23 protein-coding genes are annotated in these 20,909 nt (G+C 61.8%); 15 read left to right on the top strand and 8 right to left on the bottom strand.

What is annotated here, in order from left to right; genetic code table 11:
- Positions 1-14 precede the first annotated feature (14 nt).
- Positions 15-482, bottom strand: a complete 468-nt coding sequence (locus tag ACROHD_RS07990) for a MarR family winged helix-turn-helix transcriptional regulator (RefSeq protein ID WP_432677043.1) — start codon at positions 480-482, stop codon at positions 15-17.
- Positions 483-586: 104 nt separating this feature from the next.
- Between ACROHD_RS07990 and ACROHD_RS07985 the strand changes: the two genes are divergently transcribed.
- From ACROHD_RS07985 to ACROHD_RS07920, 14 genes are all read left to right on the top strand, one after another.
- Positions 587-1,624 carry a cupin domain-containing protein gene (locus ACROHD_RS07985; protein ID WP_432677042.1) on the top strand — a complete coding sequence of 346 codons (1,038 nt, stop codon included), beginning with the start codon at positions 587-589 and terminating at the stop codon, positions 1,622-1,624.
- Positions 1,621-2,319, top strand: coding sequence for a fumarylacetoacetate hydrolase family protein (locus ACROHD_RS07980; RefSeq protein ID WP_432677041.1), 699 nt, complete (start codon positions 1,621-1,623; stop codon positions 2,317-2,319). The genes ACROHD_RS07985 and ACROHD_RS07980 overlap by 4 nt, the downstream gene beginning before the upstream one ends.
- Positions 2,316-2,966 carry a maleylacetoacetate isomerase gene (gene maiA, locus ACROHD_RS07975; protein ID WP_432677040.1) on the top strand — a complete coding sequence of 217 codons (651 nt, stop codon included), beginning with the start codon at positions 2,316-2,318 and terminating at the stop codon, positions 2,964-2,966. Before ACROHD_RS07980 ends, maiA begins: the two co-directional genes overlap by 4 nt.
- 108 nt (positions 2,967-3,074) lie before the next feature.
- Entirely contained in the window at positions 3,075-4,295 is a 1,221-nt protein-coding gene (locus ACROHD_RS07970; RefSeq protein ID WP_432677039.1) for a 3-hydroxybenzoate 6-monooxygenase, read from the top strand.
- A 213-nt stretch (positions 4,296-4,508) separates the two neighbouring features.
- Positions 4,509-5,558: a TRAP transporter substrate-binding protein gene (locus ACROHD_RS07965; RefSeq protein ID WP_432677038.1), complete on the top strand. Its 1,050-nt coding sequence runs from the start codon at positions 4,509-4,511 to the stop codon at positions 5,556-5,558.
- 69 nt (positions 5,559-5,627) lie between these two features.
- Positions 5,628-6,212: a TRAP transporter small permease gene (locus ACROHD_RS07960; RefSeq protein WP_432677037.1), complete on the top strand. Its 585-nt coding sequence runs from the start codon at positions 5,628-5,630 to the stop codon at positions 6,210-6,212.
- A 2-nt stretch (positions 6,213-6,214) separates the two neighbouring features.
- Positions 6,215-7,705 (top strand): TRAP transporter large permease, encoded by a 1,491-nt coding sequence (locus tag ACROHD_RS07955; protein WP_432677066.1) that lies wholly within the window; start codon positions 6,215-6,217, stop codon positions 7,703-7,705.
- A 93-nt stretch (positions 7,706-7,798) separates the two neighbouring features.
- Positions 7,799-8,563, top strand: a complete 765-nt coding sequence (locus ACROHD_RS07950) for an SDR family NAD(P)-dependent oxidoreductase (protein WP_432677035.1) — start codon at positions 7,799-7,801, stop codon at positions 8,561-8,563.
- A gap of 9 nt (positions 8,564-8,572) precedes the next feature.
- Entirely contained in the window at positions 8,573-9,337 is a 765-nt protein-coding gene (locus tag ACROHD_RS07945; protein WP_432677033.1) for a crotonase/enoyl-CoA hydratase family protein, read from the top strand.
- A gap of 5 nt (positions 9,338-9,342) precedes the next feature.
- Entirely contained in the window at positions 9,343-9,816 is a 474-nt protein-coding gene (locus ACROHD_RS07940; protein ID WP_432677031.1) for a MarR family winged helix-turn-helix transcriptional regulator, read from the top strand.
- 5 nt (positions 9,817-9,821) lie between these two features.
- Positions 9,822-11,639 (top strand): feruloyl-CoA synthase, encoded by a 1,818-nt coding sequence (locus ACROHD_RS07935; RefSeq protein ID WP_432677030.1) that lies wholly within the window; start codon positions 9,822-9,824, stop codon positions 11,637-11,639.
- Between the two features lie 12 nt (positions 11,640-11,651).
- Positions 11,652-12,524 (top strand): amidohydrolase family protein, encoded by an 873-nt coding sequence (locus ACROHD_RS07930; RefSeq protein WP_432677029.1) that lies wholly within the window; start codon positions 11,652-11,654, stop codon positions 12,522-12,524.
- Positions 12,524-12,979 (top strand): DUF3237 domain-containing protein, encoded by a 456-nt coding sequence (locus tag ACROHD_RS07925; RefSeq protein ID WP_432677028.1) that lies wholly within the window; start codon positions 12,524-12,526, stop codon positions 12,977-12,979. The genes ACROHD_RS07930 and ACROHD_RS07925 overlap by 1 nt, the downstream gene beginning before the upstream one ends.
- A gap of 4 nt (positions 12,980-12,983) precedes the next feature.
- Positions 12,984-14,552 carry an acyl-CoA dehydrogenase family protein gene (locus ACROHD_RS07920; RefSeq protein WP_432677026.1) on the top strand — a complete coding sequence of 523 codons (1,569 nt, stop codon included), beginning with the start codon at positions 12,984-12,986 and terminating at the stop codon, positions 14,550-14,552.
- An 85-nt stretch (positions 14,553-14,637) separates the two neighbouring features.
- Here the strand turns inward: ACROHD_RS07920 and ACROHD_RS07915 are convergent, their stop codons facing one another.
- From ACROHD_RS07915 to pobA, 7 genes are all read right to left on the bottom strand, one after another.
- Positions 14,638-15,123: a GNAT family N-acetyltransferase gene (locus ACROHD_RS07915; RefSeq protein WP_432677025.1), complete on the bottom strand. Its 486-nt coding sequence runs from the start codon at positions 15,121-15,123 to the stop codon at positions 14,638-14,640.
- 130 nt (positions 15,124-15,253) lie between these two features.
- Positions 15,254-16,093, bottom strand: coding sequence for a 3-oxoadipate:acetyl-CoA acetyltransferase (locus tag ACROHD_RS07910; RefSeq protein WP_432677023.1), 840 nt, complete (start codon positions 16,091-16,093; stop codon positions 15,254-15,256).
- Between the two features lie 55 nt (positions 16,094-16,148).
- Positions 16,149-16,769, bottom strand: coding sequence for a protocatechuate 3,4-dioxygenase subunit alpha (gene pcaG, locus ACROHD_RS07905; protein WP_432677021.1), 621 nt, complete (start codon positions 16,767-16,769; stop codon positions 16,149-16,151).
- Entirely contained in the window at positions 16,769-17,497 is a 729-nt protein-coding gene (gene pcaH, locus ACROHD_RS07900; RefSeq protein WP_432677019.1) for a protocatechuate 3,4-dioxygenase subunit beta, read from the bottom strand. The genes pcaG and pcaH overlap by 1 nt, the downstream gene beginning before the upstream one ends.
- Before the next feature lie 47 nt (positions 17,498-17,544).
- Positions 17,545-17,922: a 4-carboxymuconolactone decarboxylase gene (gene pcaC / locus ACROHD_RS07895; protein WP_432677018.1), complete on the bottom strand. Its 378-nt coding sequence runs from the start codon at positions 17,920-17,922 to the stop codon at positions 17,545-17,547.
- Complete coding sequence (pcaD, locus tag ACROHD_RS07890; protein ID WP_432677017.1) at positions 17,915-18,703, bottom strand: 3-oxoadipate enol-lactonase; 789 nt, start codon at positions 18,701-18,703, stop codon at positions 17,915-17,917. Before pcaD ends, pcaC begins: the two co-directional genes overlap by 8 nt.
- Positions 18,703-19,872, bottom strand: a complete 1,170-nt coding sequence (gene pobA, locus ACROHD_RS07885) for a 4-hydroxybenzoate 3-monooxygenase (protein WP_432677015.1) — start codon at positions 19,870-19,872, stop codon at positions 18,703-18,705. The genes pcaD and pobA overlap by 1 nt, the downstream gene beginning before the upstream one ends.
- A gap of 97 nt (positions 19,873-19,969) precedes the next feature.
- Between pobA and pcaQ the strand changes: the two genes are divergently transcribed.
- Positions 19,970-20,905, top strand: coding sequence for a pca operon transcription factor PcaQ (pcaQ, locus tag ACROHD_RS07880; RefSeq protein ID WP_432677013.1), 936 nt, complete (start codon positions 19,970-19,972; stop codon positions 20,903-20,905).
- The last annotated feature ends 4 nt before the right edge of the window (positions 20,906-20,909 follow it).

The raw sequence follows: 20,909 nt of genomic DNA, 5'->3' as shown, positions 1-20,909 counted from the left end.
CAGCCCGTCGGCCTCTAGCGCCTTTCGCGCGGGGCCAGGGGGGCGCGACTTTTGTCATTGCCCGCATCCGTGGTCTTCTTGAGCAGCGCCAGCAATTGCGCTGTTTCGGCCTCGTCCAGCCCAGACAGGATATCGCTTTGCAAGTCGCGCACCACGGGCCGCACCTGCGCCAGCAGCTTCTGTCCGGCATCGGTCACGGTCAGCACCCGCGCGCGACGGTCCGTCGGGCTGACCTCTCGCGCGACGAAGCCCTTTTGTTCCAGCCGGTCGATCACCCCCCCTAGCGTTGTCTGGTCATAGGCAATCGCACCCGCCAGGGCCGCCTGCGCAATGCCGGGGCGTGCGTCGATGGCCGATAGCGCCGCGAATTGCACCGGCGTCAGTTCCACACCAGCCGCTGCCATCCGGTCCGCGAAAATCGCCACCGAGATCTGGTTCAACCGGCGCACCAGATGCCCTGCCATATTGTAAATCTCGACCATTCTGGCCTCCCTCCTGACGCGATCAGGATAGGCGAGTCCGGCGGGAGTTGACAAGCATACTAATGATCAGCATACTTACTATATCGAATCCGAGGGAGGACGCCATGGGCGAGCAATTGGGCACGTTGGAAGAGCTGCCACAGGACTATCGCGATGACATGACGGCAGCGGGGGTCGCTCCGCTTTGGCCAATGATGCGCAACGTGTTGCCGCATGGGGCCCCCAACCCTGTCACCAAGCCCGGCCATTGGCGCTATGCCGCTGTGCGGCCGCTCCTGATGCGCGCAGGCGACCTGACGCCGGTGGAAAAGGCGGAACGGCGGGTTCTGGTCCTCTCTGATCCCGGTCGTGGGGCAGGGGCCATGCAGGCGACCTCCTCAATCTATCTTGGGATGCAGCTGCTTTTGCCCGGTGAAACCGCGCCAGCCCATGTGCATACGCCCTCTGCCGTGCGGATCGTGGTGGAAGGCACCGGCGGCTATACCGTGGTGGACGGGGAAAAGCTGCCGATGGAGGAGGGCGATCTGGTGCTCACCCCCGGTGGCGAATGGCATGATCATGGCCATGAGGGGACGGAACCCGTGGTTTGGCTCGACGCGCTCGACCTGCCGCTTTTCGTCTATCTCGAAGGATCCTACGCCACCGAAGGCCCGCTCCAGGCGCAGCGCAATCGCCCCGATGCCAGCCAGGTGGAATACCTGTCCTCGGGTCTGGCCCCTAGCCGCAAACTGGGCGCGGGCTCGCGCCGATATCCGATGATGCGTTACCCCTGGGGACGGACCGAGGCCGCGCTGAACGAGATGGCGGCCTATACCGATGGCGACTGCGCGGAACTGGACTACGTGAACCCCGAAACCGGGGCGGATGTGCTGCCCACAATGGGCTTTACCGCGATGCGGATCGGGGCTGGTCAGCGCCATGCGCCACCGCTGCGGTCCTCTTCTGCCGCCTTCCACGTCGTAAAGGGGCGGGGTAAAACCACCATCAATGGCGAATTGATCGAATGGGGCCCGAAAGACACGTTTACCGCCCCGGTCTTTGCCGAAATCACCCATGAAGCGGACGAAGACGCCTATCTGGTGCGCGTCCATGACCGCCCGCTTCAGGACAAGCTAGGCTATTACGAGGAACGCGCGCGATGACCGACTATCTCTTCGACACCCCAAAGGTGCAGTCCATCCCCGTGAAAGGGGAAGCCGCCGAGTATCCGGTGCACCGCATCTTCTGTGTGGGTCGCAACTATGCCGCGCACGCCGCCGAGATGGGGGTAGAAGTCGACCGAGAGGCGCCGTTCTACTTCACCAAGTCGCCGCAGGCGGTTCTGGCCAGCGGATCGACGCTGCCCTATCCGCCGGGAACGGAAAACTTCCACTATGAAATGGAACTTGTGCTGGTCATCGGCAAACCCGTCTTCCGCGCCTCGGTCGAGGACGCGTCAGGGGCGATCTATGCCTATGGCTGCGGTCTGGACATGACCCGCCGCGATCTGCAACTGGCGGCCCGTGCCAAGCAGCGGCCGTGGGATCTGGGCAAGGATGTGGAAGGCTCTGCCGTGCTGACCGGTCTGACCAAGGCCGATGAGATGGGCGCGATTGGCCCGCAACGCATCCACCTGGAAGTGAACGGAGAGGTCAAGCAAGACGCGTTGCTGTCGGATCTCATCCATGGCGTGGCCGAGATCGTGGCAGACCTGTCCAAGTTCTACCACCTCGCCCCCGGCGACGTGATCATGACCGGCACACCGGCGGGGGTTGGCCCGGTTGTGGCGGGTGACGTCATCACCGGTGGTGTCGACGGGTTGGAGCCGATTTCCCTGACCATCGGCGCGCCGGAATGATCCACGTTCACGGATATTTCCGCAGCTCCTCTGCCTATCGGTTGCGCATTGCGCTGAACCTCAAGGGCTTGGCGCATGACTTTACCTCGGTGCATCTGCGCCGGGGTGGCGGGGAACAGAAGGGCCCCGCTTTCCGGGCGCTGAACCCGCAGGCGCTGGTTCCGGCGTTGGAGGCGGATGGGCTGGTGCTGACGCAATCTCTGGCCATCGTGGAATGGTTGGATGAGACCTATCCAGATCCCGCGCTGCTGCCGTCGGACAAGGATCTGCGCGCGCAGGTCAGGGCGTTTGCTCAGGTCATAGCCTGCGACGTGCATCCGCTGCAAAACCTGCGGGTGCTGGATTATCTGGAGCAGCAGTTCGGCGCAGATCAGGCGGTAAAAGACGCCTGGTGCCAGCGTTGGATCGGGGATGGCCTGGAGGCGTGCGAGGCGCTGCTAGCCAAACAGACACATGGCGGGTCCTTCTGTTTTGGCGACACGCCGGGTCTGGCCGATATCTGCCTTGTTCCGCAGGTCTTCTCGGCGGCGCGCTTCAAGCTCGATATCAGTCACCTTGAACGAGTGAACGCGGTCTATGACGCCTGTCAGGCGCGTCCCGCCTTTGCCGATGCGGCCCCCGGCCTGCAACCCGACGCAGAGCCCTAGGGTCCGTCACACATCGTAGCCAGTTTCCGTTTTCGGGAACCATCGCACCCAGAATGTCAATTTTCGTGGGTGATCAGGAAAGTCATGCTTCGAGAAGGAGTGCACCAAATGGCACAAGACAGGATCATTATCGCAGGCGGCGGTATCGGCGGGCTGGCGACAGCCATCGGTCTGGCGCAAAAGGGCATACGTTCGCTGGTGCTGGAAAAAGCCCCCGAACTTGGCGAAATCGGTGCGGGCATTCAGCTTGGCCCCAATGCGTTCCATGCCTTTGATTATCTGGGTGTTGGCGATGCGGCCCGAAACATGGCGGTCTATATCGACAACCTGCGCCTGATGGATGCCATAAGCGGCCAGGAAATCACTCGCATCCCGCTGGACGACGCCTTTCGCACACGCTTCGGAAACCCTTATGCTGTGGTCCATCGCGGCGATCTTTATGGGGTGTTCCTGCGGGCCTGCCGAGACCATGAGCTGGTAGAGCTGCGCACCAATGCGGGGGTTGCGGACTACGATCAGGATGACACCAGCGCGACCGCCATCCTTGAAAGCGGCGAACGGGTGACGGGCCGCGCGCTGATTGGCGCTGACGGGCTCTGGTCCAATATCCGCAAGCGGGTGGTGGGCGATGGCAAGCCGCGCGTCTCGGGCCACACCACCTATCGCAGCGTGATCCCGGTCGAGGATATGCCCGAGGATCTGCGTTGGAACGCGGCCACCCTGTGGGCCGGGCCAAAATGCCATATCGTTCACTATCCGCTGTCGGGCTGGAAGCTCTTTAACCTCGTGGTGACCTATCACAACGATGCGGCGGAACCGGTGGCGGGCAAGCCTGTCTCTCATGACGAAGTACGCCGGGGTTTTGAGCATGTGAACCCGGTCGCCCGCCAGATCATCGAAAAGGGCAAGGACTGGAAACTCTGGGTTCTGTGCGACCGTGATCCGGTCATGAACTGGCAGGACGGGCGCGTTGTGCTGCTTGGCGACGCGGCGCATCCGCAGTTGCAGTATTTCGCCCAAGGTGCTTGCATGGCGATGGAGGACGCAGTGGCGCTTGCCCACCAGATGGAGGCCTGTTCCGGCGATGCCACCCGCGCTTTTCCGGCCTATCAGGACATGCGCCGTTTGCGCACTGCGCGCATTCAGCTGCAATCGCGTGAGATCGGCGACCACATCTACCACGCGTCAGGCGCACATGCGGAATTGCGCAACGCAGTGATGAGCGCCAGAAGCCCCGAGGAGTGGTACAATATGATTTCCTGGCTCTATGGCTCTACCGGACTGGATGGGGCAGTGTCTTCGGAAACCATGCGCAACAGGAATGCATAAAATGCGTTGCGCGCGACAGAATATTAGGTTACCGAACGGTTGGTCGTTTCATATGAAACGAATTTGAGCAGACATGCACCCGATAATAATGGTATCGACAAGAATAGTTATGTCGTATATCTATATCGGAAAGGGAAAGACTAAACGAGAGAGAATCATGTGTATCCGCCAGGGATTGCGGCTACGCTTCGGTCAAAAGGGAGGAAACCGACAATGACCATCACCCGTCGTAACCTGATGAAGACCACCGGCGCCGCCGGTATGGCAGTTATCGGCGCGACCGTTCTGCCCAAGGCAGCGCGCGCCAATGAATTTACCCTGCGCCTGCACCAGTTCCTGCCCGCGCAGGCAAACATCCCCGCACAGGTTCTGGACCCGTGGGCAGATGCCATTGAGGAACAGTCCGGTGGCCGTATCACCGTGGAACGCTACCCCTCCATGCAGCTTGGCGGCACGCCCCCCGATCTGATCGACCAGGCCATCGACGGCATTGCTGATGTTGTCTGGACCGTGGCGGGCTATACCCCCGGCCGTTTCCCGCGCACCGAAGTGTTCGAACTGCCCTTCATGATGACCAGCGCCGGCCCGACCAGCCGCGCCTACTGGACCATGGCCGAGCGTCATATGATGGACGCCGATTTCGCCGCGTTCAAACCGATCGCTGTCTGGGTCCATGGCCCCGGCCTGATCCACTCCTCCACGCCGATCCGCACGCCTGCCGACCTGAACGGCGTCAAGCTGCGCGCACCGACCCGAGTGACCAACGCCATGTTCTCGAACCTCGGCGCGACCACCGTTGGTATGCCGGTTCCGGCGATCCCCGAAGCGCTGTCGCGCGGCGTGGTCGATGCGACCGTTATCCCGTGGGAGGTCGTGGGCATCCTGCGCGTTCAGGAACTGGTGGAAAACCACACCATCTTCCCGAATGCCTCGCTCTACACCACCAGCTTCATCTTCGGCATGAACCAGGCATCCTACGATGCGCTGCCCGCCGATCTGCAAGCGGTGATCGACGCCAACTCGGGCGCTGACACGTCCGAATGGGCCGGTCGCACCATGCAGGAATTCGACGAGCCTTCCCGTATTGCCGCTGAAGACCGTGGCAACAACATCATCGAGCTGTCCGAGGACGAGGTGAACATGTGGCGCGAAGCCGCTCAGCCCACCATCGACAACTGGGTTGCCGAGATGGACGAAGCCGGTATGGACGGCACCGGCCTGCTGGCCGAGGCCCGCGCCCTGATCGCTGAATACAGCGCCTGATCAAGCCGGCCCTCCTGTGCCTAAGTGTATGGGGGGGCCGTATTTTATCTGCAACTGATGGGGAATATGATGCCCAATCTGGTGGACCGGCTGGCCCGCGGTATGGCCGTGCTTGGCGGCTTGATCCTGACACTCCTCGTGATTCTCGTGTTTGTCAGCGTGCTTGGGCGCGGCCTGAACACGTTTGGCAATTCCGATTGGCTGAACGGCATCGCCGGGGGCTTTGCCAACTGGCTCATCGGCACTGGCGTTGCCCCGATCGAGGGCGATTTCGAGGTCGTCGAGTCCGGCATCGCCTTTGTCATCTTTTGCTTTCTGCCGATTTGCCAGCTGTATGGTGGCCACGCGGCAGTGGATGTCTTCACATCCCTGATGCCATCGGGCGTCAACAAATTCCTTCAGGCCCTGTGGGAGATCGTTCTGGCAGGCGTCCTGATCCTGATAACCGTTCAGCTTTTCGAAGGCATGATGGACAAATATCATAACGGGCAGACTTCGTTCCTGCTGCAATATCCGGTCTGGTGGGCCTATGCCGCCAGCCTTGTCGCGGCCATCGCCACCTCGCTGGTCGGCGTCTACTGCGCCGCCGCCCGCGTGATCGAAGGGATCAGCGGCCGCGCCATTCTTCCTGGCTCCGGGGGGGCAGTCCATTGACGATGTTCGAGCTTGGGGCCTGGTCCTTCCCGGTCCTCCTTCTGCTGATCTTTCTGCGTATGCCCATTGGTCTGGCGATGTTCCTTGCCGGTGTGGGTGGCCTGTGGATGGCCACTGGCGACACCTCGATGTTCATGGCGCGCCTGAAGACAGAAACCTTCACCACCTTCTCCAGCTATTCGCTGTCCATCGTGCCGATGTTCCTGCTGATGGGCCAGTTTGCGACCCTGTCGGGCATGTCCACGGCTCTGTTCAAGGCGGCGGAAAGCTGGCTTGGGCACCGCAAGGGCGGGGTCGCCATGGCCTCGGTCGGGGCCTGCGCGGGCTTTGGCGCGATCTGTGGTTCGTCGCTGGCCACCGCCGCCACAATGGGCCGCGTCGCATTGCCAGAGCTCAAGCGTTATGGCTATTCCGGCGGCTTTTCGACCGCCACGCTGGCCGCGGGCGGTACGCTCGGCATTCTCATTCCGCCATCGGTGATCCTGGTGATCTACGCGATCCTGACGGAACAGAACATTGCCTCGCTGTTCCTTGCGGCGCTTGTGCCGGGCATTCTGGCGGCGATCGGCTATATCATCACAATCTCGATCTATGTGCGCATCAATCCCGGTGCGGCGGGCACCCGGCCTCCGGTTCCCATGGCCGAGCGGTTGCGCGCCATGGTCGATGTCTGGCCGGTGATCCTTGTCTTCGGACTTGTCGTCGGGGGCATCTATCTGGGCTGGTTCACGCCGACCGAGGGCGCATCCGTCGGCGCATTCGGCACCGGGTTGATTGCCTTCTTCAACGGAACGCTGACTTGGAAAGTGTTCAAGGAAAGCATCATCGCCACCGCCATTGGCACCGCGATGATCTTTTTCATCGTGCTTGGGGCGCATCTCTATAACGGGTTCCTTGCCCTTAGCCAGGTGCCGCAAACCTTGTCAGAGTTCGTCCTGGCGCAAGGCTTCTCGCCTTGGATGATCCTCACGCTGATCCTGATCTTCTACCTCGTCTTCGGGTGCCTGATGGACTCGCTGTCGATGATCCTGCTGACGATCCCGATCTTCTTCCCGGTTATCTCGGTTCTGGATTTCGGACTTGTTGACATGATCAGCCTTCAGTCCGTGCGTCTGGAGGCGGCGATTGCCCAAGGGTTGGATGCGGCGCCAGAGCTGATAAGGCAAGCGCAGGATCTGCTGGCAGCGGGCACCGAACTGACCCGCGACCAGTTCCGCGACCTGGGTATGCGCCCCGTTACCGAGTACCAGCTCGAAGATGTGGTTTCGACCAGAACCGCGATCTGGTTCGGTATCCTGGTGCTGATCGTCGTCGAGGTTGGCCTGATTACGCCGCCCGTTGGCATGAACCTGTTCATCATCAACGCGATGGACCGGGAAACGCCGATGGTCGAGACCTACAAGGCGGTGATGTACTTCGTCACCTCAGACCTCGTGCGCGTTGTGATCCTGGTGCTGTTCCCGGCGATCACGCTGTTCCTGCTACCGCTTTAGCGGAAACGAGCCCCCGGTCACGGCCGGGGGTTCTTGCGTTCAATATAGTTATGTGACATAACTATTATGAAAAGAAAAGGAAGGGAGTCGCCCATGCGTATTCAAGATCAGGTGGCCATCGTCACCGGTGGCGGGTCGGGCCTTGGGGCTGCAACCGCGCGGCATCTGGCAGGGCAGGGCGCGACTGTTGCGATCCTCGACTATGATGGCGCGCGGGCAGAGACCGTGGCGGCCGAGATTGGCGGTGCCGCATGGCAGGTCGATGTCAGCGATGAATCCGCCGTGGGGGCAGCCGTGGACCAGGTGGCAGACCGCTTTGGTCAGGCGGCGCGCATCGCGGTGAACTGTGCAGGCGTCGGCATGGCGGCCCGGATCGTGGGGCGCGAGGGCAAAATGTCCTTCGACGTCTTCGAACGCACCCTGCGTGTGAACCTTTTCGGCACCTATAATGTGATGAGCCACGCGGCCCGGCTGATGTCCGAGCTTGATCCGACCGAGACCGGCGAACGCGGCGTGATCATCAACACCGCATCCGTCGCGTATCAGGACGGGCAGTTGGGGCAGGCGGCCTATGCGGCCTCGAAAGGCGCCATTGCCGCCATGTGCCTGCCGGCCGCGCGGGAATTCGCCCGGTCCGGCATTCGCGTTATGGCCATTGCGCCAGGGCTTTTTCACACCCCGATGATGGAGGGTCTGCCTGAAGAGGTCACTGCCCAGATCACCGCGAACATCCCCTTTCCGGCGCGGCTTGGCCAGCCGGAAGAATACGCGCTCATGGCCGCCCAGATCATCGAAAACTCTTACCTTAACGGCACCACGATCCGCCTCGATGGCGCGGTCCGGCTGCCTCCGCGCTGAAGGCTCCACATGTCAGATATCCTGAAAATCGAGATCGAGGACGGCATTGCCACCCTCACCGTGAACCGCCCCGGCAAGCGCAACGCCATGTGCGACGCGCTTCTGCACGAGATTGACGCGTTCTTTTCCAACCCGCCCGAGGAGGTAAAGGTCGTCATCCTGACAGGCACGGCAGGGCATTATTGCTCTGGCCTCGATCTGGCCGAACATCAGCAGCGCGACGCAGAGGGCACCATGCGCCATTCTCGCGGCTGGCACGCGATCATGGACAAGATCCAGTATGGCGGGCTGCCGGTTGTATCCGCCATGTTCGGCGCGGTCATCGGTGGCGGGTTGGAACTGGCCACGTCCACCCATGTGCGCATCGCCGAGCCTTCGACGATCTTCCAACTGCCCGAGGGCAAGCGCGGCATCTATGTGGGCGGCGGCGCGTCGGTCCGGGTGGGGCGCATTCTGGGAGCTGACCGGATGGTCGAGATGATGCTGACCGGCCGCAAATATGGCGCTGCCGAAGGGCTGTCGCTTGGTCTGACCCATTACAGCGTCGGTGAAGGTGAGGCGCTGCCGCTGGCACGCAAACTGGCGGCTCAGATCGCGTCGAATGCACCCTTGTCGAACTACATCATGATCCAGGCGATTTCCCGCATCGAGGATATGTCCAAGGCTGATGGCCTGTTCACCGAAAGCCTCTGCGCGGCCCTGACCCAGACCAGCCCCCACGCGATCGAGGGGTTGCAGGCCTTCCTGCAAAAACGCGACCCGAAATTCGGATGACCCGCATGAGCAAACCCAACCCAGTGCCGCCCGTTGTGACCCGCGTGTCAGACGAGACCTTGCGTGGGTTCGTCGGCTACCACATGAAACGCGCCTTCAACGTGGTGCAGGCCGATCTGGCCGCCACTTTGAAGCCGTTTGACCTGCGGATGGTCACCTATTCGGCGCTTGTCCTGATTGTCGACAATCCCGGTCTACGCCAATCGCAACTGGCCGCCGCAATGGATATCGAGCGGCCCAATCTGGTCGTCATCATAGACGAGCTGGAGGGCCGCGACCTGATTTTGCGGGAAAAAGTCCCAACCGACCGGCGCGCCTATGCGCTGGTGCCGACCCTGGCCGGGCGGCAGCTATGTGCCCGCGCGATCGAGGCGGTGAAATCCCATGAAGCCCGGCTTCTTCAAGGAGTGGGGATGACAGAATACGCGCAGGCTCTGGATGTTCTGCGCCAGATCGAGGCCAAGGGCCTGAAGGAATGACCGCCATGAAGCGTACACCCAATTTCCTGCCCCATTCCGTCACCGCTGACACCCGTGCCGATGGGTCCATCCTGCTGCATTCGGACATCCACCTTGGTCCGGTGATGAAACGAACGGGCGACTGGCTGCACAGATGGGCCATTGAGGCACCTGACCGGGTGTTCCTGGCTGAACGCAGCGGCGCGGGCTGGCGGACTGTGACCTATCGCGAGACGCTGGAACAGGTGCGCGTGCTGGCGGCAAGCCTGCTGGCGCGGGGCCTGGATGCCGACACCCCGATCATGATCCTGTCGGGCAACGGGGTGGATCACGGACTGTTGGCGCTTGCCGGGCAATATGCCGGCATTCCTACGGTCCCGGTGGCCGAGCAATATTCCCTGATCCACGGGGCCCATGGCCGGTTGCGCCATGCGGTGGAACTGGTGCGCCCGGCGATGGCCTACACAATTGATGCCGCGCAATACGCCGAGGCGCTGGCGCTGGACTGTTTCGACGGGATCGAGATCGTCGCCAGCCACGCCCATGGTCGCCCCGGTGTTACGCCGTTCGAGGCTTTGCTTCAGGGCGATGGCAGCGTCAGCCTCGATGACGCGTTCGAGGCTGTTACCCCGGACACGGTGGTTAAAATCCTGATGACTTCGGGCTCCACCTCTTCGCCCAAGGGGGTTTTGACGACGCAAGGCATGATGTGCGTGAACCAGACCCAACTGGCCGACGCAATGCCGTTGCTGCGCGAACGCCCGCCGCGCATTGTGGACTGGCTGCCGTGGAACCACGTCTTTGGCGGGTCGCATAATTTCAACATGATGCTGGCCAATGGCGGTTCGCTTTATGTTGACGATGGCAAGCCGGTTCAGGGCCTGTTTGACCGCACGTTGGAAAACCTTGCGCTGATGACCGGAACGCTCAGCTTCAATGTGCCTGTGGGCTACGGAATGCTGCTGAAGGCGCTGAAGGCCGATGATGACCTGCGCCGCCGGTTCTTTGCCGATCTCGACCTGATCTTCTACGCGGGCGCGTCGCTGCCGCAGGATATCTGGCAGGGGTTCGAGGCGATCGCGATGGAGATCAAGGGCGAGGTGCCGCTGATCACCACCAGCTGGGGCCTGACCGAAACCGCGCCTGCGGTGATGCTGCAACATGAGCCGATCGACAGGTCTGGCGTGGTCGGTGTGCCGTTGCCGGGGTGCACCGTCAAGCTGTTGCCCGATGCCGACATGCGCTGCGAGGTGCGGGTCAAAGGCCCCAACATCATGCCCGGATATTTCGAGGATGCCGCCAAAACGGCCGAGGCGTTCGATGATGAGGGCTATTTCATCACTGGTGACGCGATGGTGTTCGTGGATCCTGACGATGCCAACAAGGGCATGAAGTTCGATGGCCGGATTTCCGAGGATTTCAAACTGCTGACCGGCACCTGGGTCCGCGCCGCCCAGTTGCGGATCGACATGCTGGCCTGTCTTTCGCCGCTGGCGTCGGATCTGGTGATCACCGGGGCCGACCGCGATGAGATCGGGGTGATGATCTTCCCCAATATGGCGGAACTGAAAGCCGAGGGCTTTGCAACCGACTCCACCGACGGCGCGTTGTCTGATCCGCTGCTGTTGGGGGATATCCACCGCCGTCTTGCAGAACGTGCCCGCGAGATCAGCGGCAGCTCCACCCGCGTGGCGCGCGCCATCGTGCTGGCCGATCCGCCCTCCATGCCCGACGGTGAAATGACCGCCAAGGGCAATCTCAACTTCCGCAAGGTGCTGACCCTTAGGGCGGGGCTTCTGGCCCGGCTCTATGCGGATAACGACGCTTGCGTCACAACGATCTGAAGGGCCAAACCTATGGTAGACCTGACAAAAATCCGCGCGATCGACATCCACACCCATGCCGAGGAACCTTGCGGCTGTCATGCCGATGACGGCTATGATGATCTGCAAGCCACCATGGCCAGCTATTTCGGCGCGCCGTGGCAGCACCCGCCCACGGTCCCCCAGACCGCGCAGCACTACCGCGAACAGAACATCGCCGCGGTGATCTTCCCCGTCGATGCGGAACGCGAAACCGGCTACCGGCGCTACAAGAACGAGGAAGTGGCCGAACTGGCGGCGGAAAATTCAGACGTGCTGATCCCCTTCGCATCCATTGACCCATGGAAGGGCAAGATGGGTGTGCGCGAAGCCAAGCGCCTGATGCGCGATTTCGGCATCAAGGGGTTCAAGTTCCATCCCACGATGCAAGGCTTCTATGCCAATGACCGCATGGCCTACGACCTCTACCGTGCCATCGAGGACGAAGGGGGCATCGCGCTGTTTCACACCGGCCAGACCGGCGTCGGCAGCGGCATGAAGGGCGGCAACGGGATGCGGCTGAAATATTCCAACCCGATGTATATGGATGACGTGGCAGTCGATTTCCCCGACCTCAAGATCATCCTCGCACACCCGTCTTTCCCCTGGCAGGAAGAGGCGCTGGCCGTCGCGCAACACAAGCCCAATGTCTATATCGACCTGTCGGGCTGGTCGCCGAAATATTTCCCCGAAATCCTCGTGCGTTACTGCAATTCGATCCTGAAGAAGAAGGTTCTGTTCGGGTCGGACTGGCCGATGATCACTCCCGAACGCTGGCTGTCCGACTTCGAGAAGATCGCCATCAAGGATCACCTGCGCGAAGACATCATCAAGGGCAACGCGGCACGGCTTTTGGGGTTGGCGTGATGGAGGCGCCGCGCCTGACGCCTTTCTGCACGCTGCATGTCGAGCTTGGCCCCTTGCGGGAAATGGGGCCGGGCCGTGCCGGGCAGCGGCGCATCATCCCCATATTGGGCGGTAAAGTGACGGGCCGGATCGAAGGGCAGATCCTGAACCTCGGGGCCGACTGGCAGACGATCTTTGCCGATGGCGCCGCCGATATCGACACACGCTATGCGATGGAAACGGCAGAAGGTGCTCTGATCGAGATCGTCAACAAGGGCGTGCGGCACGGCCCGCCCGATGTCATGGCCCGGCTGGCGCGGGGCGAGGCGGTTGACACCAGCTCTTACTACTTTCGCACCACGGCCCGGCTGGAAAGCGGCGATCCGCGCTATGCCTGGGTCAATCACCTGATCCTTGTCGGCTCTGGCTCACGCGGGGCCTCGGGCGTCGAAATGCATCTCTTCGCAGTGGAATGATCCCATGAAACCTTTCGTAGCCCCTTTGGATGACATTCTGTTTACCCTGACCCATGTGGCTGACGCAGACGCCGCCCCCGAATGGGACGCAGAGATGGCCCGCGAGATCGGCGCGCATTTCGCGGCCTTTGCTGAAGGCGAGCTCGCGCCGCTCGACGAACCCGGAGATCGTCAGGGATGTCGGCTGGAAAACGGGCGGGTGCGGATGCCCGACGGGTTCGCAGAAGCCTACAGTGCCTATGCAGATCAGGGGTGGCCGGGCCTGACGGCCCCGGAAGATCACGGCGGGCAAGGCATGGGCGCACTGATGCTGGCCATCACATCCGAGATATTTTCAGGCGCCAATCACAGCTTGCAGATGGTCACCGGTCTTGTTCCCGGCGCGACCCGGGTGCTGACCCGTTTTGGCACGGATGACCAACAGGCACGCCACATTCCTGGCCTTGCCTCGGGCGAGACGCTGGCCACGATGTGCCTGACAGAACCGGGCGCAGGATCAGACCTAAGCCGCATCAGATGTCGCGCGGTACAGGCTGAGGGGAATTGGCAGATCAGCGGCGAGAAGATCTTTATCTCCGGTGGCGATCAGGATCTGAGCCCGAAGATCCTCCATCTTGTGCTGGCCCGGACCTCTGATGAGGGGGTCAAGGGCCTGTCGCTGTTCCTGTGCCCCTGCACCCGCCCTGACGGCAGCCGCAACGCCGTCACCGTGACACGGATAGAGGAGAAGATGGGCCTTCATGCCTCGCCTACTTGCCAATTGGCCTTTGACGGGGCCGAGGCAGAGCTGATTGGGGAAGAAGGGCAGGGGCTGAAGGCGATGTTCACCATGATGAACCACGCCCGAGCCGATGTAGCGCTGCAAGGCGTCGCCCACGCCGCCCGCGCCTATGACGTCGCCAGCCATTACGCCGCGGAGCGCCAACAAGGCCGCAAGGCCGACGGCAGCCCGGCGATGCTGACCGATCACGCCGATGTGCAGCGGATGCTGACCGAGATCGACGCGGCCGCAATGGGTGGCCGGGCCATTTGCCACCTCGCCTGCGTGGCGATGGACCGGGGCGACGCACCGGATCTGGTAGAGTTTTTGACCCCCGTGGCCAAAGTCGCCTGCACCGAGGCCGGAACGCGCGCGGCGGAATTGGGGGTGCAAGTTCTGGGCGGCTATGGCTACCTGTCGGAATATCGGCTGGAACAGACCTATCGCGACGCGCGCATTGCCGCGATTTACGAAGGCGCGAATGGCATCCATGAACGGATGCTTGCCACCCGGTTGCTGTCCGGCGCGCCGGGTGATGCGTTTGAGGCGTTCCTTTCCGGTGAGGATACCTCAGGCTTGTTGCCTCTGTGGCAGCGCGCACGCGCGCATCTTCTGTCGGCCGGGGACGCAACGCCTTTGGCGCATGATTTCATGGCCCTCACTGTTCAGACCTTGCTTGCCGCTCTCTACGCGCGCATAGCCGCAAGCGCCGATAAACACCCGCAGCCCGCACGTCTACAGGCTCTGGCCGCGCATGGCATTGTAACTGCGCGCGCTTTTGGCCCGGCTTTTGCGGTCAGATTGGGGCTATGACTGCGCTCCGCACTGTTCATCAAATGTGAGCAAGCAAACCTGTGAAGCAGAGCGGGGACAGCGGACCCTTGTGCCGGTCGGGTGTCTACAGCGTCATCGACATCTCGTGCCATGTCATACCGCCGTGGTCCGAGGCAGAAGGCCGCAAGTATTGGTATCCGAACCGCTCATAAAGCGGCACGTGATGTTCCTTACACATGAGGTGGATGGTGCGCTTTCCCATCTGCTTCATTCTCTCGACGAACTCGACCATCAGGGCCCTTGAAAGGCCTTGCCCCTGAAACAAAGGGTCGACGACGACTGACATGATGACCACATTCGGTGCATCCGGGTTGTGGCCGACAAGCTCCTTGAACGCTTCGTCGGACATTTCGACCTTGTCCGCGCATCCGCAATTGATGAATCCAGCGATCTGCCCATCCACTTCAAGGATCAGGAACCCTTGGGGATACATCCCGATCCGTGTCGAAATCTTTTGATGGGAGGCTGCTTCGTCGCCGTCATAAGCGGATGTCTCGATGTCAAAGCAGCGATCAGCGTCATCCGGGCGGGCGTTGCGAAATACCTTCATGGGACCACGCTAACCGATCTTCGCGGGAATGCCAGCAGGACTGAATGGGGCACGCCCTGAGACCAGAGCGTGCCAAAGCTGTTCCGTCGCTTGTGTACTCACCGCACTCGGAGGCGTGCGCTGCCACCTGTCAGACCGGTCCTGGTGACAAGCCAAGAATATCGCGCGCTTGCTGCCAGCTGGCGACCGGGCGTTCGTAACGCTCGCAGATATCAACGACACGGCTGACCAGCGCAGCATTGGAGGGGGCCAGCGTTTCGCGGTCGATGCGTACATTGTCCTCCAGCCCCGTACGCGCGTGGCCGCCCGAGGAGACCGCCCACTCGTTGACGACGATCTGGTTCGGTCCGATCCCCGCCGCACACCACGGCGCATCCTCTCCAAACAGCCGCTTCACGGTGCGGATGTAGAAGTCGAATACCTCACGATCCACGGGCATGGCGTTCTTCACACCCATGACGAACTGCACATAGGGCGTGCCCAAAAGTTCGCCCCGGTCCTGCATCAGTTTGGCCTGAAAAATATGTGATAGATCAAAGGCTTCAACTTCCGGCTTCACGTTATACTTGCGCATCTCCGATGCCAGCCATTCCACCAGATCGGGCGGGTTTTCATAGACCCGAGTGGGGAAGTTATTGGACCCCACCGACAGCGACGCCATGTCGGGCGACAAAGGCAGCATCCCGCCCCGCGCCTGTCCGGCACCGGACCGGCCCCCGGTCGACAATTGTACGATCATGCCGGGGCAATGCTTTTTCAGCCCCTCCATCAATCGCCCGAATTTCTCGGGATCGCTTGACGGGCTCTCATCGTCGTTCCTGACATGACAATGGGCGATGCTCGCGCCCGCTTCGAACGCCTCTTGCGTGCTTTCGATCTGTTCGGTCACTGTGATTGGCACAGCGGGGTTGTTGGCCTTCGTGGGGAGCGAGCCGGTGATCGCCACGCAGATGATGCAGGGGTTGGTCATGTCGTGTTTCCCAAGGTCAGAGACCCGGCGATTTTGCCGCCGGGCCAGCACGTCGTCAAATGTCGAAGAAGACGGTTTCGCCCTCCCCCTGCAACCGGATGTCGAAGCGATAGACAATCTGCCCGTCACGTTCGGTCCGCTTGGCGATCAGGGTCTCGCGGCGGCGTTCCCATTCGATGATATTCAGCACCGGATCGGTGGCATTGGCCTCGGCCTCATCATCGAAATAGAGCCGTGTGTTCAGCCCGACATTGATTCCGCGCGCGACGATCCACAGGTTGATATGCGGGGCCTGTGGGCCGACGTTGCGGCCGGGGGTTGATCCCGGCTTGATCGTGTCGAACCCCCACTCGCCGGTGGCGAAATCGGTGATCACGCGGCCCCAACCGCGAAATCCCTCTTCGACATCGCCGCCGCCCTCGGGATGCGCATAGATGCCATCGGCATTGGCCTGCCACGCCTCCAGCAGCACGTCTTTCACCGGGCTGCCGGTGCCATCGATCACGATGCCCTCGACGCGGATGCGTTCGCCCTTGGCATTGGGGCCGGCGATGTCCCAGCCCAGTTCCTGCCGGTAGATATCAAAGCCGGCAGCACCTGGGGCCAGCCCGATATGGACGTAAGGGCCCGCAGTCTGAGAGGCGGTTTCTTTCAGATAATCAAGTGCTTGAGTCATCAGTTCCCCTCCAGCCGGTTTTCAAACATTGTCGAGCGCCGTCCGCGCAAAACGATGTCGAACTTGTAGGCGATGCTATCCAGAGGGATCGACGCATTGCGGTCGAGCGCGGCCACCAATTGGCCCCTTGCTGCCGCATCGCGCAGCGTGTTGACGATCGGGCAGGTGGCAATCAGCGGGTCGCCCTCGAAATACATCTGGGTGATCAGCCGCTGCGTCCAGGCATGGCCGAAGACCGAGACGTGGATATGTGCGGGCCGCCAGTCATTGACCCAGTTGCGCCATGGGTAGGCACCGGGTTTGACCGTGCGGAAGAAGTAATAGCCATTTTCGTCCGTAACGGTCCGCCCGCAGCCACCGAAATTTGGGTCGATCGGTGCCAGATAGGTATCTTTCTTGTGGCGATAGCGCCCGCCTGCATTGGCCTGCCAGACCTCGACCAGCGTGTTTGGCACCGGCCGCCCGTTTTCGTCGAGCACCCGGCCATGGACCACGATCCGCTCTCCGATCGCACTTTCGCCGGGCTGCGCATAATTCTTGATCAGATCGTTATCCAGCGGGTCGATATCGCCATGCCCGAACCTTGGGCCGGTGATCTCGCTCACGGAATTCTGCAACGAAATCAACGAATATTGCGGGCTGCGCGAAACGCTGGTCTTGTAGTCCTTGTCATAGGCGGGGGGATGCCACATCCGGTCCCGCTGATAGTATTCGCCTGGCTTTGTCATTGCGGCGCTCCTCCTTCAAGGCTGGGAAATGTTGCGCGTTTCCCGGATTATTCCTGTTCCATTTCGGCATAGGTCTGCCGAGCCAGTTTCAGCGCGTGATTGGCACGCGGCACACCGGCGTAGATCGCGACATGCTGGAACGCTTCCAGAACGTCGGATTTGCTTGCCCCGGTCCGCGCGGTGGCGCGGATATGCATGGGGATTTCCTCGAAATTGCCAAGTGCGGCCAGCAGGGCCAGCGTCAGCATGGAGCGTTCGCGGTCGCTGATCCCGTCCGATGCCCACACAGTGCCCCACGCCCCTTCGGTGATCAGGGTCTGAAAGGGCTCATCAAACGCGGTCTTTGCGGCTTCGGCCCGGTCCACATGCGCATCCCCAAGGATCTTGCGGCGCACCTTCATGCCGTTTTCAAAGCGTTCAGACATCGGCGTACTCCTTCACGAAAGCCATCAACAGGTCGGCATAGGCGGCGGGCTCTTCGACGCAGGGCAGGTGGCCCGCGCCGTCGATCACCTCGAATTGGCTGCCTTCAATCATCGCGGCGGTGCCCTGCACCAGATCGGGTGGGCTGGCCCCGTCTGCGCTTCCGGCTATGGCCAGAGTAGGAAGGGTCAGACCGCGCGTTGTGTTGGACAGGTCGGCCCCCGCGATGGCCTGGCAGCAGCCGATATACCCCTCCACCGGCGTGCGGGTCAGCATGTTGCGCCAGGCGGTTAGCTCCGGTCGGGACAGGAAGGCGGGGGAAAACCAGCGCTCCATCACCGCATCCGCCAGCGCTTCGATCCCGCCTGCGCGGATTGCGTCGATGCGGGTCTGCCACATAGCAGCGTCACCCATCTTGGCGGCGGTGTTGGACAGCACCAATGCGCGGATCAGATCGGGCCTGCGCGCGGCAAGCCCCTGACCGATCATGCCGCCTATGGAGAGCCCCACGAAGACACATTCGGAGATGCCCAATCCATCCAGCAACGCCTCGGTGTCGCTGATCAGATCGTCCATCGCATAGGGGGCAGGCGGACAGTCCGACAGCCCATGCCCGCGCTTGTCAAAGCGGATGATCCGCAGGCCAGAGGGCAGAAGCGGCAGAATCTGGTCCCACAGCCGCAGGTCGGTGCCGAGCGAGTTGGCGAAGACCACCGGAAGACCGGTCGGATCCCCGTCCTCGCGCCAGTTCAACCGCACCCCATTTGCCGTCATCACCTGCATCAGAAGGGCAGCCCGACATAGTTGGTAGCAAAGACACGTTGCGCATCCGCATTGTCGCGCAGGAATTCCAGATCGGCACGCTGCATCTTCAGGTCGAACCCGTTCATGTCGGGGAAGCGGTGCAGCATCATCGTGGTGTTCCAGCTGAAACGTTCCGCCTTCCAGATCCGCGCCAGCGCCTTTTCGGAATAGCGGTCGATCCCCTCGCTGTCCTTCTCCTCGTAGAACTGCATCAGCCCGTGATAAAGGTAATGGATGTCGGAGGCCGCCGTGTTCAGCCCCTTGGCCCCCGTGGGCGGCACGATATGGGCGGCGTCGCCGCACAGGAACAGCCGGCCCCACCGCATCGGCTCTGTCACAAAGCTGCGCAGGGGGGCGATGCTTTTCTCGATCGAGGGTCCGGTGACGAGTGTCTCAGCGGTTTCGGCTGGCAGGCGGCGGCGAAGTTCGTCCCAGAACATCTGGTCGGACCAGTCCTCTGCATGATCTGACAGGGAGCATTGAATGTAATAGCGGCTGCGCGTCCAGCTGCGTTGCGAACACAGGGCAAAACCGCGCTCGGAGTTGGAATAGATCAGTTCCTCATGCACCGGCGGCGTGTCGGACAGCAGCCCGAGCCAGCCGAAGGGATAGACCTTCTCGTATTCGGTACGCACGGTCAGCGGAATGGTCTGGCGGCTGACGCCGTGGAACCCGTCGCAGCCAGCGATGAAATCGCAGTCGATCCGCTTTTCGGTGCCCTCATGGGTGAAAGTGACGTAAGGCGCGTCGCTATCGGCCCCGTTGATGACCACGTTTTCGACGTTGAAGAGCGTTTCGGCCCCGCATTCCTCGCGTGCGTCATAAAGATCACGGGTCAGCTCGGTCTGGCCATAGACCACGACGCTTTTGCCTGTCGCCTCGACGAAATCCACACGGAATTCTTCCTCGTCATAGGCAATGACCGTACCGTCATGGATGATGCATTCGGCATCCATGCGCTTGGCAACGCCTGCCTCGTGCATCAGGTTGACGAGGCCGGTTTCCAAGACGCCCGCCCGGATGCGCCCCAGCACATAGTCGCGGGTCTTGCGTTCCAGAACGACGGCGTCGATGCCCTTGCGATGCAGAAGCTGCCCCAGCAACAGGCCGGACGGCCCGCCGCCAATAATTACTACCTGGCTGCGCATGATATCCTCCCTTGGATTCAGACTAGACCTGTTGTGATGGATTTAGCATAACTGTTTGTATGTGAAAATTGACATATCGGCCAATATGCTTTCCCAAATGGATAACAAAGTGATCCGCAGCCGGATCAAACTGCGCCACATTCAGTGTTTTAGCGAGGCCGTGCGGCGGGGCAGCCTGAAACGCGCGGCCGATCAGCTGAACCTGACCCAACCGGCGATGTCCAAAACCCTGAAAGAACTGGAGCAGATCCTTGGAAAGGTGCTGCTGATCCGCAACCGTGCCGGGGTTAGCCTGACCGATGCCGGGCAGGTCTTTGCCCATTTCGCGGATATGAGCCTGTCTGCATTGGATCACGGGCTGGATGGGATCGCGCAATTGGACAGGGCGGGCAAACGCGCAGAGATCAGCGTAGGCGCGCTGCCCTCTGTCGCGGCGGCGTTGCTGCCGCGCGCGGTGGCAGAGTTTGAGCGCCTGTCGCCCACGTCATCGCTGCGCATCCTCGACGGGCCAATCGCCTATCTGGTGGACCAGCTCAGGAACGGAGCGGTCAGCATGGTCATCGGGCGGCTTGGCGATCCGTCGATCATGCAAAACCTCAGCTTCACACAGCTGTATCAGGAAGAAGTGGACTTCGTCGTGCGCCCCGGCCATCCCCTGCTGGAGGCGCCGCGACTGGAGGATATCGTGAACTGGCCGGTGATCTACCCGCCCGCCGCCGCCGCGATCCGGCCGCTGGTGGAACGGTTTCTGATCGGCCACGGCATTGGTGTGCCCCCGAAAGCGCTGGAGACCGTGTCGGGCGCGTTTGGCCGTGTTTACACGCGCGAAAGCGATGCAGTCTGGATTATCTCGCGTGGGGTGGTCTGGAACGAACTGGCCGAGGGGCGGCTGATGCGGCTGCCGTTCGACACCGGCCTGACGCGTGGCCCAGTGGGGCTGTTGCGCCGTGAAGATGCGGAACAAGCCGCGGAGGAAGGGTTGTTCGTGACCGCCCTGACACGCGCGATCGGGCAGATGAAACTGGCGGAGTGATCTT

This window comes from Nioella aestuarii (assembly GCF_050896395.1).
Classification (GTDB): Bacteria; Pseudomonadota; Alphaproteobacteria; order Rhodobacterales; family Rhodobacteraceae; genus Nioella; species Nioella aestuarii.
The sequence above is the reverse complement of the archived record's forward strand: the minus strand, read 5'-3'. Positions and strand labels throughout refer to the sequence as shown.